Origin of the sequence: Micromonospora sp. AKA38, from assembly GCF_027925725.1 — a bacterium.
Lineage (GTDB): Bacteria > Actinomycetota > Actinomycetes > Mycobacteriales > Micromonosporaceae > Micromonospora.
The window spans coordinates 607,442-621,872 of the sequence record NZ_BNEI01000007.1 but is presented as its reverse complement, the minus strand read 5'-3'; the positions used below and the strand labels follow the sequence as shown (position 1 = coordinate 621,872).

Here is a 14,431-nt window from a genome sequence, read left to right as displayed (position 1 = left end):
GCGGCTAAGCCGGCGGTCAGGCGTGCGAGAGGGCGAACGCGACCAGGAAGCCGAGCACCGTGATCAGGCCGACCAGCAGGTGGGCGTCCTCGAACGCCTCCGGGACCATGGTGTCGGTGATCATGGCCAGGATCGCGCCGGCGGCGAGCGCGGTGATGGTGGCCAGCACCTCCGGCGGGGCGCCGCCGAGCAGCGTGTACCCGGCCAGCGACGCGGCGCCGGAGATCAGCGCGATGGCCGCCCAGAGCCCGAACACGTAGCGCCGGGACCGCCCGGCCTGCCGCATGCCGGCCGCGCTGGACAACCCCTCCGGCACGTTGCTGAGGAAGACCGCGATCACGGTGACGAAGCTGACCGGGCCGCCGGCCAGCAGGCTCGCGCCGATCACCACCGATTCCGGTACGCCGTCGAGCAGCGCGCCGACCGCTATCGCGTTACCCGAACCGGGCTGCTCCTGCTCGGAGGGCTGCTCGTCGCCGGAGCGCTTGCGGTGCCGCGCCCCGTGCCTGGCCAGCAGCACGTTCGCCCCGGTGTAGGTGAGCGCGCCGACCGCCGCGCCGATCGCCACCGGCAGCAGGCCGCCCTGCTCGTGCGCCTCCTCGATCAGCTCGAACGAGACGGCGGAGAGCAGCACGCCCGCCCCGAACGCCATCACCGACGCGGTGGCCCGGCGCGGCACCCGCGCGAAGAACCCCACGGCCGCCCCGATCAACAGGGCGGACCCGGCCAACAGACCCCAGAATCCCGCTTCCAACCATCCCGGCACCCGCAGGAACCTACCCCGCGTCGATGCCGGCAACCCGATCAGAAGTCGGCGAACAGGTACGGCAGTTCACGCGGGAAGAGTCGGCGCAGCTCGGCGGCGGCGTCCACCGGCACCTCGCCCAGCCCGCGTACCACCACCTCGACCGGGTCGAGCACCCCGTACGCCAGGGCGGACAGCCCGGCGGCGGTCAGCCGGGCCGCGGGCACGGTGCCCGCGGCGGCGCTGTCGGCCGGCAGCACCGCCAGTTTGCCGGTGGTGCCGTCGAGCAGGTGCCGGCCGGCGAGCCAGCGGTCGCCGACCAGCTCGACGAGCACCCGCCCCACCCCGACCGGCTGCTCGGCCAGCGCCTCCAGGCTGAGCAGCCGGGCCATCGGCGCGGAGGAGTCGGGCCGGCGCGCCCGCGTCTCGACGTGCACGTCGAAGTCGGTGAGCCACAGCTCGGGCAGCTCGTCGGGGCCCAGCTCGACGCTGACCCGGTTCACCTGGTCGACGTGCCGGGCGAAGAACTGGAGCAGCGACGCCCGGGCGTACGGGTCGTCGAAGAGCAGGTCGTCGGCGACCAGCGTGCCGGCGTGGTCGTCGATCCGGTAGGTCACCGCGCCGACCGTCTCGCCGTCGCGTACCACGCTGAGCAGCCAGCGGTCGTCCCGCTCGCGCAGGCCGACCGCCCGGAAGTCGGGGAAGACCGCGAAGCCGTGGCGCTCGCGCAGGCACCGGTCGGTGTAGGCGCGCCACCGCGGGTAGCCCTCCCCGATCCGCTCCCAGACCAGCTCGTCGGGCAGCTCGGCGCGCAGCAGCGGCGCCAGCTCCGCGGGGGCGAACACCGCGGTACGCCGCCGGGGCAACCCGGCGTAGCCGAAGCGCTCGTAGAACGAGGGCCGGAACGGGTACAGCGCGCTGAGCTGGTGCCCCTCGTCCCGCATTCCGTCGAGGAGCTGGTGCATCAGCGTCCGGACGTGCCCGCGCCGGCGGGCCAGCGGGTGGGTGGCCACCCCGGCGACACCGGCCATCGGCAGCACCGCGCCGCGCAGGTTCTGCCGCATCGGGATCGCCGAGGCCGCGGCCGTGGCGACGCCGTCCTCCTCGACCACCAGCGTGGTGTTCCCCGCGTTGGTCGGCAGGTAGGCGCGGAACTCGTCGGTCCGGGCCGGCGTCATCGGCGACGCCTCGAACGCGTACGCCTGGAGCGGGAAGCTGGTGGTCGGGCGTTCCTCGGCGCTCAGCCGGCGAATGTGCATCCGTTCATCCCAACGTGCCCGCCCCCGGGTCGCAACCCGAATGGGTCGCCGTCAGGCCTCGGCGACGTCGGAGATGACCACCGTGACGTTGTCCGGTGCGCCGGCCTGGTGGGCCAGCTTCACGAGCTGCTCGCCGCACTGCTGCCGGTCGCCGTAGGTGGCGAGCGCGGCGGCGATGGCGGCGTCCTCCACGTAGTCGGAGAGGCCGTCGCTGCACAGCAGCAGCCGGTCGCCGGGGAAGACGGTGAGCGCCCCCACCGCCGGCGGCGCGTCCTGACCCTGCACCGCGCGGGTGACGAGCGAGCGCTGCGGGTGGTGCCGGGCCTGGTCGCGGGAGAGCGCGCCCTGGTCGACGAGCGCCTGCACGAACGTGTCGTCGCGGGTGAGCTGGGTCAGCTCGTGGTCGCGCAGCAGATAGCAGCGGGAGTCGCCGACCTGGGCGAGGACCAGCCGGTCACCGGCCAGCAGTGCCGCGGTCAGCGTCGTGCCCATGCCGTCGCGGGCCGGGTCCACCGTGATGGCCGCCCGGATCCGCTGGTTGGCGGTGCTGACCACGGCGCGCAGCGCGTCGGCCGCCTCCTCGGCGCCGGTGGGCGGCGTCAGCTCGTCCAGGATCCGGATGACGATCTCGCTGGCCACCTCGCCGGCCGGGAGGCCGCCCATGCCGTCGGCCACCGCCACCAGGCGGTCACCGGCGAGGGCGGAGTCCTCGTTGTTGGTCCGGACGAGGCCGACGTCGTTGAGGATGGCCGAGCGGAGGATGAGCGTCATGGGGACAAGCTTGCCAAGAAGACCCGCTCCGCGTCTCTACGCGTTGCCGGGTCGGTGGAAAGAAATGTCACCGACTTGCATCCCGGGTATCCGTCAACCGTCCTTCCCGGATGGACGCGGATAGCGCAACAGCAGGCTGGCCCGGACCTGCTCCTCGCCCACCGCGGCGTAGCTGTGCGGCACGTCGGAGGTCCAGCGCAGATACTCTCCGGGGCCGCCGGTGAGCGGGGCGTCCACCGGGCCGGCCCGGAGCACGCCGGAGAAGACGGTCACGTGTTCGGTGACGCCGGTCTGGTGGGCGGGGGAGAGCTGCGCCGGCCCCGGGCTGACCCGCATCCGGTACAGCTCGTACGTCGCGTCGCGGTCGTGGAAGACCTCCAGCAGCGTCGCGCCGACCGCTGCGCCGCGTACGGTCGGCGTCTGCTCGGGGGCGGAGAGTACGGCGGTCAGCGGCACCCCGAGCTGCGCGGTGATCGCGTACAGCGTCTCCAGGGTGGGGTTGCGGACGCCGTTCTCCAGGCCGGAGAGCGTGGCCTTGCCGACGCCGGCCAGCCGCGCGAGTTCGGAGAGTGAGAGCCCTCGTTCCATCCGGAGGGCGCGGATCCGCGGGCCGACGTCCATGGGGCTATCGTGCTACATCATGTCGTTCCGTAAACGGAACACCGGAGGAGGAAGCGTGGCCGGTCGACTCCAACCCGTACTGGCCGGCGTGGTGACCGCCCTGGTCGGCTTCGCCAGCTCGTTCACCGTCGTGCTGGCCGGGCTGCGCGCGGTCGGCGCCGACCCGGCCCAGGCCGCCTCCGGCCTGCTCACGCTCTGCGTGGCCAGCGGCGCCTGCGCGGTCTGGCTCGGTCTGCGGCACCGGCTGCCGCTCGCCATCGCCTGGTCCACGCCGGGCGCGGCGCTGCTGGTCGCCACCGGGCCGGTCTCCGGCGGCTGGCCCGCCGCCGTGGGCGCCTTCCTGCTCACCGGTCTGCTGATCATCGCCGCCGGGCTGATCCCCGCGCTCGGCCGCGCGGTCGCGGCGATCCCCGCCCCGGTCGCCTCCGCCATGCTCGCCGGGGTGCTGCTGCCGCTCTGCACCGCGCCGGTACGGGCCCTGGTGGAGGTGCCCCGGCTGGCCGGGCCGGTGGTGCTCGTCTGGCTGCTGCTGCACCGGTTCGCGCGCCGCTGGGCGGTACCCGGCGCGCTCGCGGTGGCCGTGGTGACGATCGCGCTGACCACCTCCGGCCCGGCCCGGCTGGACGTCGCCCCGGTCGTCACGCTGACCGCGCCGACCTGGACGCTGCCCGCCGTCGTCGGGCTCGCGCTGCCGCTGTTCCTGGTCACCATGGCCGCGCAGAACGTGCCCGGCACCGCCGTGCTCGCCGGCTACGGCTACCGGGCGCCGCTGGGCTCCGCGCTACGGGTCACCGGGCTCGCCACCGCGCTCGGCGCGTCGGCCGGCGGCCACGCGGTGAACCTGGCCGCGATCACCGCCGCGCTCGCCGCCGGCCCGGACGCCCACCCCGACCCGGACCGGCGCTGGATCGCCTCGGTCACCGCCGGGATCGGCATGGCGTTGCTCGGCCTCGGCGCCGGCGTGGCGACCGCCCTGGTGCTGCTCTCCCCGCCGGTGCTGGTCGAGGCGGTGGCCGGGCTCGCGCTGCTCGCCGCGCTGGCCGGCGCGGTGTCGGCGGCGGTCGCCCAGCCGGACACCCGGGAGGCCGCCGTGGTCACGCTGGTGGTCACCGCGTCCGGGGTCAGCCTGCTCGGCATCGGGGGCGCGTTCTGGGGCCTGGTCGCCGGCTGCCTGATGCTCCTGCTCTTCCGCCGCCGCCCGCCCGCCGCGCCGCCGGCTGCCGCGCCGCCGGTCGAACCCGACAGCCGTACCGCATTGGGGCCGGATCTGGCCGCCGCGCACCGGCAGGGCTGACTGTGAGCATGGCTGGGTCGGCTCAGCAGTGGTGCTGCTGCTGGCGCCGACCCGGCGGGAGACGTTTGGCCTGATAGGAGCCCCGCCTCCTGGCCCGGCGGCGGGGTGTGCCCGAAGTGCCTACGAGCTTGATGGCGTGAACGGTTCACCGGTCGTGACCCATCGGCGCCATCAAGTTCGTAGGGGCTGCCGGCATCTGCCCGGGACCGCCGGCCGGTGACGGGTCAGGAGTGGCGTCGCGGCGGGCCGGGAGGTGACTCACCGGGCGGGGAGACGGCTCGACAGGCCAGGAAGTGCCCTGGTCGAGCCGGTGGTCACTCCTCGGCGGGCAGTTCAGCGGCCGGGACGGTGAGGCGGACCGCGCCGTCGGCCACGGCCGCGATCCGGTCGGCCAGCACGTAGACCGCGCCGGTGTCGGCCAGCTCGGTGGAGACCTTGAGGTAGCCCTCGCGCAGCAACCGGGCGGCCAGGTCGGCGGGCACGTCCGGCTCGTCGACGGCGGCCGACTCGATCAGCTCGTCGAGGCTGCTGCCCGGGTCGACCGGGGCGGGCGCCTCCACGGTCACCGCGGCGGGGTCGCCGCGCTGGACGAGATCCACGGTGCCCACCTCGACGCCGGTGGAGTCGACCACCCGCATGCCGGTGGTGACCCGGGAGACGGTGTCCTGCTGCTGGCTCATGCCGAAGCGGTTCCCGGGGCGCGCGGGCGCTAAACGGAGGGGGCCCAGCCGCCCGGCGGGCGGGGGGACAGCTCGCGCCAGGTGTCCGGCCCGTCGAGCAGCGCGCGGACCGTCTCCTCGGCCTCCTCGACACTGATGTGCTCGTAGAAGCGGGAGACGCCCTCGGCGCCACCGGCGCGCTGCTCCACGTGCCAGCGGTCGCCGTCCACCCGGAGGAAGACGTCCCGCCGGGCGAGCCGGCCCCATTTCCCGTTCCACCAGTGCCTACGCTGCTCCATGCCGGGACTCTATCGAACATGTGTTCGATTCGGGTCGGCCCCCGCGGAATCTCCGCGGGGGCCGGTGGGCTATGGCGTCAGCGCGGGGCCGGCGGCTCCTGCCGGCGGCCGAGCACGTCGTCCAGCGCGCCGCGCTGGGCAGGCGTGCCGGGGTTGCCGGCGAGCAGCGCGTCCCGGATCTCGGTGAGCAGCTTCACCTCTTCGCTGGGCGCGGAGGGTGGCGGCTCCTCGCCGCGCTTGCGCCGCTCGGCGAGCCGGTTCATCGGGTAGACGACCAGGAAGTACAGCGCCGCCGCGGTGAGCACGAACGTGATCAACGCGTTGATGAACGCCACCCAGTCGAACGGGATGCCCCGGAAGCTCGGGGTCGAGCCGGTGAGCCCGTTCTTGTTGCCGGTGATCAACACGATGAACACGCGAACCAGTGGTTCCAGGAACGACTTGGTCAGCTGCGTGACCACGCCGGTGAACGCGGCACCGATGACGACGCCGACCGCGAGGTCGACGACGTTGCCGCGCATGATGAAGTCTTTGAAGCCCTTGAGCATCCGCTCTCCCGTGCTGTCCGAATCTGCGTCCGGCACAACCTATGCCTCGGTCGGCCCCTCGAGAAACGCACCGGCCTCGATCGCTGCCCGCGTGGGATCGCCGGCCCGGATCGCCGCCACCAGTCGACCATGGTCGACGTACCGCTCGGCGGTCAGCGCCGGCCCCATGGCCTGCGCGACGGTGCGGCGCAGCGCGGCGCCGACGGAGGCGTACAGCTCGGCGAGCATGGGGTTGTGCGCGGCGGCCACCACCACCGTGTGCAGCGCGGCGTCCGCCTCCACGAACTCGTCCACCCGCCCGGAACGCCACGCGGCCTCCCGGGCGGCGAGCGCGGCGTCGAGCGCCGCCAGGTCCTCGGGGGTACGCCGCAGCGCGGCGAGCCGGGCGGCCTCCACCTCGAACGCGCGCCGGACCTCGATCACCTCGGTCATCCGGTCGTCGGTGAGCCGGCGGGCCACCACCGGGGCCAGCTCGTCGGTCGACACCACGTAGGTGCCGGAGCCCTGCCGGCACTCCAGCACGCCGGCGTGGACCAAGGCCCGGACCGCCTCACGGACCGTGTTCCGCCCCACGCCGAGCGCGGCCACGAGCTGCGGCTCGGTGGGGATGCGTGCGCCCACCGGCCACTCGCCGCCCAGGATGCGCGCCCGGAGCTGCTCGATCGTCCGGTGGACCCGGTGGCCGCGCGGCGGCACGACGACGGAATCCACGGCGGGTGTCACCGGTTACACCTGCTGCCGAAATTCATCCCATGATTGTAGGTTCGAGGTCATGACGCCGCCACCCCCGCCCACCGCGACCGCGCCCACCACCGACGTCACCCCCGGGCCGGCGCCGGCGGCCACCCCGGACCCGCCGGCCGTCTCCCCGGTGCGCGGCGGGCTCCTGGTGCTGGTCGGGATGCTGCTTGTCGCGTTGAACCTGCGGGCGGCGGTGACCAGCCTCGGCGCGCTGCTCGACGAGATCCGCGTCGGGCTGGGCCTCTCCGGCACCATGGCCGGCCTGGTCACCACGCTGCCCACCATCGCGTTCGCCGGGCTCGGCGCGCTCACCCCGTGGCTGGTCCGCCGCTGGGCGGCGCCCCGGGTGCTGGTACTGGCCATGATCGCGCTCACCGCCGGGCAGGTGCTGCGCGCGGTCACCGGCTCGGCGGCCGTCTTCGTGCTCACCAGCGCGCTCGCGCTGGCCGGCATCGCGGTGGCGAACATCCTGCTGCCGATGCTTGTCAAACAGCACTTCCCGCACCGCACCGGGCTGGTCACCGGGGCGTACACGATGGCGCTGACGGTGGGCACGACGGTGGCCGCCGCCTCCGCGGTGCCGGTGGCCCACGCCTTCGGCTCCTGGCGGGCCGGGCTCGGCGTCTGGGCCGGGCTGGCCGCGCTGGCCGTGATCCCGTGGGTGCCGCTGGCGCTGCGGGCGCGCGCCGCGCGCCGGGCCGCCGACCGGACCGCGACCCCGGCGGTCGTCGCCGCCCCGGCGCGGGTGCGGCCCGGCCGGACCCGGCTCGGCTGGGCCATGGCGGTCTACTTCGGGGCACAGTCGCTCAGCGGGTACGCGATCATGGGCTGGCTGGCCCAGCTCTTCCGGGACGCCGGCTACCGGCCCGAGGCGGCCGGCCTGCTGCTCGCCGGCGTGACCGCGCTCGGCGTGCCGGTGGCGCTGACGATGCCGGCGCTGGCCGGCCGGCTGGCCACCCTGCGTCCGCTGGTGCTGTCGCTGACCGCGTTCTCCACCGCCGCGTACGTCGGGCTGGCGCTCGCCCCGCGCGGCCTGGCGCCGCTCTGGGTGCTGCTGCTCGCGCTCGGTCAGGGCGCGTTCCCGCTCATCCTGACCACGATCGGGCTGCGGGCCCGGACCGCCGAGGGCACCGTGGCGCTCTCCGCCTTCGCGCAGAGCACCGGGTACGTCATCGCCGCGCTCGGCCCGCTGCTGGTCGGCATCCTCTACGAGGCGACCGGCGGCTGGACCGCCCCGCTCGGCTTCCTGCTGGTGGCACTCGCCGTGCAGACGACCGCGGGCATGGTGATCGCTCGTCCCCGCTACATCGAGGACGAGCGCTGAGCGGAGTCGGTCAGGAGGAGGCCGGGGTGGGGTCGCCCGCGACGGCCTCGTCCACCGTCGGGTACGTGTGCAGCACCTCGACCAGGCCGCTGACCTCGAGGATGCGCAGCACGCCGCGCTGCGGGGCGGCCAGCCGAACCACGCCACCGGCCTCGTCGCAGCTGTTCTTGGCGCGGACGAACACCGACAGCCCGGTCGAGTCGCAGAACGACACCTCGGCCAGGTCGAACACGAGGCGGCTGCGCCCCTTGTCGAGCAGGTCGGTGATCTGATCCTGGAGCTGCGGTGCGGTGGCCATGTCCAGCTCGCCCGCGACCGACACCACGACCACGTCGCCGCGCTGTTCCGTGTGCACCGTCAGGGACATTCGTCGACCTCCTGTGTTCGGGGGAACGGTATCCCACAATGACCGCGCCGCGCAGAACGGGAGCCGGCACAGGTGCTGTCGATCATTTCTTTGTCCCGTGGCAAGTAGTGCGGCGACCCCCGGTGATAGAGTCCGCCCGTCCAGATCTGGGAGGTCAACGTGGCATTGGGCGCAGAGCAGGGCGGTCGGCTCGCCGAACTGCTGAGTCAGCACGCGGACCGGTTGACCAACCGCTGGATCGAGATCGTCGCCGGCTCGTTGCGCGGCCGGCTCAGCCGGGCCGAGCTGGCCCGCCAGGTGCAGGAGCTGCACCGCGCGGTGGCCGACGCCGGCCGGCAGGGCATCGGCGACCTGGCCGACGAGCACGGCGGGGAGCTGCGGGCGGTGCTCGCCGAGATCTCCACCAACCGGGCCCGCCAGGGATTCAGCGCCACCGAGACCGCGATCAGCGTGTTCGCGATCAAGGACGCCCTGCTGGAGCTGATGGAGCAGGAGCGGGGCGAGGACACGCTCCGCGACTTCGTCGCGTTCTCCTCGCTGATCGACCAGATGGGGCTGTTCACCTTCGAGACGTTCGTCCGGGCCCGGGAGAGCCTGATCGCCGACCAGGCGGAGCAGCTGCTGGAGCTCTCCACGCCGGTGGTCAAGCTCTGGGAGGGCGTGGTCGCCGTCCCGCTGGTCGGCACGCTCGACTCGGCCCGTGCCCAGGTGGTGATGGAGCGCCTGCTTCAGACGCTCGTCGACACGGGTTCGCCGTACGCGATCATCGACATCACCGGCGTGCCGGCGGTGGACACCCAGGTCGCCCAGCACATCCTCAAGACCGTGGTGGCCGCCCGGCTGATGGGCGCCGACTGCATCATCTCCGGCATCCGGCCGCAGATCGCCCAGACGATCGTCGCGCTCGGCATCGAGTTCGGCGACATCGCCACCAAGGCGAGCCTGGCCGACGCGCTCCGTCACGTGCTGCGCCTGACCGGGGTCGAGACCGCCACCCGCCGCGCCCGCCGGGAGTCGTGATGGAGCGGGTGCCGATCCTCAAGATCGGCGACATCCTGCTGGTCTCCATCCAGGTCGACATGTCCGACCAGACGGCGATCCAGCTCCAGGAGGACCTGGCCGAGCGGATCGTCGCCACCGGCTGCCACGGCGTCATCATCGACATCACGGCGCTGGACATCGTCGACTCCTTCGTCGGCCGGATGCTCTCCACCATCGCGTCCATCTCGAAGGTGCTGGACGCCGAGACCGTGGTGGTCGGGATGCGTCCCGCCGTCGCCATCACGCTGGTCGAGCTGGGGCTGTCGCTCAACGGCATCCGGACCGCGCTGAACGTCGAGCGCGGCATGGAGCTGATCGCGGCGAGCCGCGCCGACGACTGGGACGCGGCGCTCGTCGACGACGAGGACACCGAGACGACGGCGACGCCATGACCACGGGCGTCGACCTGGGGGTGCCGGCGACGCAGGCGATCCGTAGCGACGAGGACGTGGTGCGGGTCCGGCAGTTGGTGCGGACCACCGCGGTCGCGGTCCGGCTCTCCCTGGTCGACCAGACCAAGCTGGTCACCGCCGCCAGCGAGCTGGCCCGCAACACGCTGATCTACGGCGGCGGGGGCAGCGCCGAGGTGACCACCGTCTCCGACGGCCGCCGGCGCGGCGTCCGGATCGTCTTCGCCGACCAGGGCCCGGGCATTCCCGACCTCGACCTGGCCCTCACCGACGGCTACACCACCGGAGGAGGGCTGGGCCTCGGCCTCAGCGGCGCCCGTCGGCTCGTCGACGACTTCGACATCCGGACCGCCGTCGGTCAGGGCACGGAGATCACCATCACCAAGTGGTCGCGATGAGCACCGACGTGGTCCCCGACCACGGCGTGTGGTTCCGGGTCGACAACGGCGCGACCGCCGGTGGCGTACGCCGGGTGGCCGAGCGGCTCGGGGGGCAGCTCGGGCTCAGCACGGAGCGCATCGCGGATCTGGCCATCGTCACCGCCGAGATCACCAGCAACCTGGTCAAGCACGCCCGCGAGGGTGCCCTGCTGCTTCGTCCGGCGCGTCGGGACGGGCGGGCCGGGGTGGAACTGGTGGCCATCGACTCGGGTCCGGGCATGGCCGATCTCACGGTCTCCTCGGCCGACGGGCACTCCACGGTCGGCACGCTCGGCATCGGTCTCGGCGCGATCGCCCGGCAGTCGAGCCGGTTCGACGCCTACTCGCGGCCCGGCCGGGGCACGGTGCTGACCGCCCAGGTCTGGGACGGGCCGCCACCGGCGCCGGACTGGGCCGGCGGGTTGGCCCGGCCGATCACCGGCGAGCAGGACAGCGGCGACGGGTACGCGGTCCGGGTGGTCGAGGGCCGGCGGCAGGTGCTGGTCTGCGACGGGTTGGGGCACGGGCCGCTGGCCGCCGCCGCCACCGGTGCCGCGGTCGCCGCGTTCCGTTCGGCCCCGGCCGGCCCGCCGGACACCGTGGTGCGGCACCTGCACGCCGCCATCTCGCACACCCGTGGCGCGGCGCTCGCGGTGGCCGAGCCCGACGCCGGGACCGGGCAAGTGCACTACGCCGGCCTGGGCAACATCGCCGCCATGATCGTGGCCACCGGCGAGCGGCGGCGCGGCCTGGTGTCGCTGCCGGGCATCGCCGGGCACCAGCGCCCCACGGTTCGTGGGTACGACTACCCGTTCCCGCCCGGCGCGACGCTGGTGATGCACAGCGACGGCGTGGTGGACCGCTGGGACCTGGACGACTACCCCGGGCTGGTCGCCCGCACGCCGCTGCTGGCCGCCGCCGCGTTGCTCCGCGACGCCGGGATCCGCCGTGACGACGCCTGTGTCCTGGTCGCCCGGGCGGCCTCATGAGTGAACCGCTCCTGCACCTGGCGCTCCGGGTCGAGCAGGACATCTTCCTGGTCCGGCAGCGGGGCCGGGAGGTGGCCGCGGCGATCGGGCTGGAGCACCAGGACCAGGTCCGGATCGCCACCGCGCTCAGCGAGGTGGCGCGGGAGCTGCTGCACGGGGTGGCCGGCGCCGACGTCACGTTCGCCGTCGATCGGGCCGGCCCGGCCGGTCGGGCGGAGCTGCGGGTGGACCTGTCACCGGTCCGTCCGTTCCCCGGTGGCCGGTACGAGCCGCGGTCCGGCGCGGTCGCTCGTCTCGTGGACTCGTTGCGGGTGATGTCGGTCGGGGGCGTTACCGTCGTGAGGATGTCCCGACGAGTACCGGACCACGCCGCGGAGCTGACGCCGGAACGCGCTGACCAGCTCCGCGCCGAGCTGGCGGAGCGCGCTCCGGGTTCCGCGCTGGACGAGTTGGCCGCACAGAACGCGCAGCTCATCGCCGCGCTCGACGAGGTGCGCTCGCAGCGGGACGAGCTGGCGGTGCTCAACGCCGAGCTCCAGGAGACCAACCAGGGCGTGATGGCGCTCTACAACCAGCTCACCGAGGAGCTGGAGGAGACCAACCGTGGCGTGGTGGCGCTCTACGCCGAGCTGGACGAGAAGTCCGCCCAGTTGCGGGCCGCCAGCGAGTCGAAGAGCCGGTTCCTGGCCAACGTCAGTCACGAGCTGCGTGCCCCGGTCACCGCGATCATCGGTCTCGGGCGGCTGCTCGCCGACTCCGCCTCCGATCCGCTGACCAGCGAGCAGGCCCGCCAGGTGGGGCTGATCCGGTCCTCCGCGGGTGACCTGCTGGCCCTGGTGAACGAGCTGCTCGATCTGGCGAAGGCCGAGTCGGGCCGGATCGAGCCGGACTGGTCCGAGGTCGACCTGCGGGCCGTGTTCGGGCAGCTTCGCGGCACGCTGCGGGCGTTGGCCACCCGACCCGGGGTGGAGTTGGTGGTGGAGGAGCCGCCGGCCCCGGCGACGGTCCGCTCGGACGAGGTGCTGCTCGCCCAGGTGCTGCGCAACCTGCTGCACAACGGCCTGAAGTTCACCGAGCGGGGCGAGGTGCGGCTGCGCGCCGAGCGCCGCGACGAGGTGTGGTCGCTGACGGTCACCGACACCGGCGTCGGCATCCCGCCCGAGTTGCACGAACGGATCTTCGAGGAGTTCTACCAGGTGCCGGGCACGACCCGGGTCGGCGGCACCGGTCTCGGCCTGCCGTACGCCCGGCGGCTGGTCGCCCTGCTCGGCGGCACGCTGAAGCTGACCAGCGAAGCGGGCCGGGGCAGCACGTTCACCGTGGTCCTACCCGTGGGCGGAGCGTGACGGTGGAGGGCGGGCCGGCGACAGTGCTGGTGGTCGACGACAGCGGCCCGAAGCGTTACCTGCTGGTGAACTGGCTCACCCGGGCCGGGTTCGTGACCGTGGAGGCCGAGAACGGCACGGCGGCGCTGGAGCGGGTGGCCCGGGAGCCGGTCGACCTGGTGGTGCTCGACGTGCGGCTGCCCGACATGAGCGGCTTCGAGGTCTGCGAGCGGATCAAGGAGGCGTACCCGTCCGTGCCGGTCATCCACGTCTCGGCGCACGCGGTGGACGTGGTCGACCGGGCGCAGGGGCTCACCCGGGGCGCGGACGCGTACCTGGCCGAGCCGATCGAGCCGGAGGAACTGGTCGCCACCGCGCACGCGGTGCTGCGCTACTACCAGGCCCGGCGGCGGGCCGAGCAGCTCGCCGAGCGGTTGGCCGCGCTGGCCGACGCCACGGTGGAGATGCACGCGTCGCCGAACTTCGTCCGGCTGCTGGAGGCCGCCGCGTCCGGCGCCGCGCGGATCTTCCGCTCGCCGGCGGCGGTGGTCGCCGAGACGTTCGACGGGGACTGCCTGGCGGGCGTGGCCGCCGACCCGCACACCCCGGCCGGGATCGTGCCGTGGGTGGTGGACGACACCGGCGTGCCGATCGGCACCCGGGTGTGGGTGGACCAGCCGGGCAACTGGCCGTTGACCGACTGGCCGGAGGGGGACACGGTGACCGTGGCCGCCGCGCGGCTGCGGGAGGACCGGGCCCCGCTCTACGTGGTGGTGCCGACGTCCACCCAGACCGTGCAGACGCCGGTGCTGGTGCAGCTCGCCCAGGCCGTGGCGTCGGCGGTGGAGGCGCAGCGCTCCTTCGACGAGGAACACCGGATCGCGGTGACGCTCCAGCGCAGCCTGCTGCCCCGGCGGCTGCCCGAGGTGGCCGGCCTGGACCTGGCCGTCCGCTACGAGCCGGCGAGCGCCCAGACCGAGGTGGGCGGGGACTTCTACGAGCTGGTGATGCTCGACGGGCACCTCCTGGTGGCGATCGGCGACGTGGCCGGGCACTCGCTGCACGCCGCCACCGTGATGGCCGAGCTGCGGCACGCGGTCCGGGCGTACGCGGTCGAGGGGCACCAGCCGGGCATGATCCTGGACCGGGTCAACGAGCTGATGCGGACGCTGCTGCCGAACGAGCTGGCCACCATCTGCGTGCTGCTGCTCCACCCGGGCACCGGGCTGATCCGGATGGCCAGCGCCGGGCACCTGCCGGCGCTGTTGAGCCGGGACGGGCGGGTCGAGTTCGTCTCGCAGTCCGCGGCGTTGCTCGGCGTGCGCGCGCCCCGCCCGCCCGACCTGGAGTTCGTGCTGCCGGCCGGCGCCACGCTCGTCCTCTACACCGACGGGCTGATCGAGCGTCGGGACGCCACCATCGACGACGGGATGGCCGCGCTCGGCGTGGTGGCCACCCGGGTGGACGACGACCTCGACCAGTTCTGCCAGCGGCTGCTGACCGAACTGGCGCCGCCGGAGATCCACGACGATGTCGCGGTGGTGGCGGTCCGCCGCCGCTGATCCCCGGCCGCCCGCCCGCTGCGGTTCGGGTGTCGCATTTCTGCAAGACCGCCCTCA

At 73.9% G+C, this 14,431-nt stretch carries 17 protein-coding genes; 8 read left to right on the top strand and 9 right to left on the bottom strand.

Translation table 11 applies throughout. The features are described from left to right. Positions 1 to 16: 16 nt before the first annotated feature. From TPA0908_RS30190 to TPA0908_RS30175, 4 genes are all read right to left on the bottom strand, one after another. A complete protein-coding gene (locus tag TPA0908_RS30190; protein WP_281943749.1) occupies positions 17 to 766 on the bottom strand; it encodes a ZIP family metal transporter in 750 nt (249 codons plus the stop codon). Between the two features lie 38 nt (positions 767 to 804). Then, positions 805 to 2,004 (bottom strand): GNAT family N-acetyltransferase, encoded by a 1,200-nt coding sequence (locus TPA0908_RS30185; protein ID WP_281943747.1) that lies wholly within the window; start codon positions 2,002 to 2,004, stop codon positions 805 to 807. 51 nt (positions 2,005 to 2,055) lie between these two features. Next, positions 2,056 to 2,775 (bottom strand): PP2C family protein-serine/threonine phosphatase, encoded by a 720-nt coding sequence (locus tag TPA0908_RS30180; protein ID WP_107154591.1) that lies wholly within the window; start codon positions 2,773 to 2,775, stop codon positions 2,056 to 2,058. A 93-nt stretch (positions 2,776 to 2,868) separates the two neighbouring features. After that, the gene (locus TPA0908_RS30175; protein WP_281943745.1) at positions 2,869 to 3,396 is read right to left on the bottom strand and encodes a helix-turn-helix domain-containing protein; all 528 of its coding nucleotides are present in this window, start codon (positions 3,394 to 3,396) and stop codon (positions 2,869 to 2,871) included. A 55-nt stretch (positions 3,397 to 3,451) separates the two neighbouring features. On the opposite strand from TPA0908_RS30175, the gene TPA0908_RS30170 reads away from it, so the two are divergent. Beyond that, positions 3,452 to 4,690 (top strand): benzoate/H(+) symporter BenE family transporter, encoded by a 1,239-nt coding sequence (locus TPA0908_RS30170; RefSeq protein ID WP_281943743.1) that lies wholly within the window; start codon positions 3,452 to 3,454, stop codon positions 4,688 to 4,690. A 314-nt stretch (positions 4,691 to 5,004) separates the two neighbouring features. Here the strand turns inward: TPA0908_RS30170 and TPA0908_RS30165 are convergent, their stop codons facing one another. From TPA0908_RS30165 to TPA0908_RS30150, 4 genes are all read right to left on the bottom strand, one after another. Further along, on the bottom strand, positions 5,005 to 5,370 hold the full coding sequence (locus TPA0908_RS30165; RefSeq protein WP_107154594.1) for a hypothetical protein: 366 nt from the start codon (positions 5,368 to 5,370) through the stop codon (positions 5,005 to 5,007). A gap of 29 nt (positions 5,371 to 5,399) precedes the next feature. Beyond that, positions 5,400 to 5,648: a hypothetical protein gene (locus TPA0908_RS30160; RefSeq protein ID WP_281943739.1), complete on the bottom strand. Its 249-nt coding sequence runs from the start codon at positions 5,646 to 5,648 to the stop codon at positions 5,400 to 5,402. 77 nt (positions 5,649 to 5,725) lie between these two features. Then, positions 5,726 to 6,196: a large conductance mechanosensitive channel protein MscL gene (gene mscL, locus TPA0908_RS30155; RefSeq protein WP_281943737.1), complete on the bottom strand. Its 471-nt coding sequence runs from the start codon at positions 6,194 to 6,196 to the stop codon at positions 5,726 to 5,728. 39 nt (positions 6,197 to 6,235) lie between these two features. Beyond that, positions 6,236 to 6,919 (bottom strand): FadR/GntR family transcriptional regulator, encoded by a 684-nt coding sequence (locus TPA0908_RS30150; protein ID WP_281943734.1) that lies wholly within the window; start codon positions 6,917 to 6,919, stop codon positions 6,236 to 6,238. A gap of 49 nt (positions 6,920 to 6,968) precedes the next feature. Here TPA0908_RS30150 and TPA0908_RS30145 point away from each other — a divergent pair, with 49 nt between their 5' ends. After that, positions 6,969 to 8,261, top strand: a complete 1,293-nt coding sequence (locus tag TPA0908_RS30145; protein WP_281943732.1) for an MFS transporter — start codon at positions 6,969 to 6,971, stop codon at positions 8,259 to 8,261. A 10-nt stretch (positions 8,262 to 8,271) separates the two neighbouring features. Here the strand turns inward: TPA0908_RS30145 and TPA0908_RS30140 are convergent, their stop codons facing one another. Further along, positions 8,272 to 8,628 (bottom strand): STAS domain-containing protein, encoded by a 357-nt coding sequence (locus TPA0908_RS30140; RefSeq protein WP_067310147.1) that lies wholly within the window; start codon positions 8,626 to 8,628, stop codon positions 8,272 to 8,274. A gap of 159 nt (positions 8,629 to 8,787) precedes the next feature. Here TPA0908_RS30140 and TPA0908_RS30135 point away from each other — a divergent pair, with 159 nt between their 5' ends. The 6 genes from TPA0908_RS30135 to TPA0908_RS30110 are packed head-to-tail and all read left to right on the top strand — an operon-like array spanning position 8,788 to position 14,374. Next, positions 8,788 to 9,648 (top strand): STAS domain-containing protein, encoded by an 861-nt coding sequence (locus tag TPA0908_RS30135; RefSeq protein WP_281943730.1) that lies wholly within the window; start codon positions 8,788 to 8,790, stop codon positions 9,646 to 9,648. Then, a complete protein-coding gene (locus TPA0908_RS30130; protein ID WP_281943728.1) occupies positions 9,648 to 10,061 on the top strand; it encodes an STAS domain-containing protein in 414 nt (137 codons plus the stop codon). The genes TPA0908_RS30135 and TPA0908_RS30130 overlap by 1 nt, the downstream gene beginning before the upstream one ends. After that, positions 10,058 to 10,477, top strand: a complete 420-nt coding sequence (locus tag TPA0908_RS30125) for an ATP-binding protein (protein ID WP_281943726.1) — start codon at positions 10,058 to 10,060, stop codon at positions 10,475 to 10,477. The genes TPA0908_RS30130 and TPA0908_RS30125 overlap by 4 nt, the downstream gene beginning before the upstream one ends. Beyond that, complete coding sequence (locus TPA0908_RS30120) at positions 10,474 to 11,487, top strand: SpoIIE family protein phosphatase (RefSeq protein WP_281943724.1); 1,014 nt, start codon at positions 10,474 to 10,476, stop codon at positions 11,485 to 11,487. The genes TPA0908_RS30125 and TPA0908_RS30120 overlap by 4 nt, the downstream gene beginning before the upstream one ends. Then, positions 11,484 to 12,833 (top strand): sensor histidine kinase, encoded by a 1,350-nt coding sequence (locus TPA0908_RS30115; protein WP_281943721.1) that lies wholly within the window; start codon positions 11,484 to 11,486, stop codon positions 12,831 to 12,833. Before TPA0908_RS30120 ends, TPA0908_RS30115 begins: the two co-directional genes overlap by 4 nt. A gap of 2 nt (positions 12,834 to 12,835) precedes the next feature. Continuing rightward, positions 12,836 to 14,374 carry a SpoIIE family protein phosphatase gene (locus TPA0908_RS30110; protein WP_281943719.1) on the top strand — a complete coding sequence of 513 codons (1,539 nt, stop codon included), beginning with the start codon at positions 12,836 to 12,838 and terminating at the stop codon, positions 14,372 to 14,374. The last annotated feature ends 57 nt before the right edge of the window (positions 14,375 to 14,431 follow it).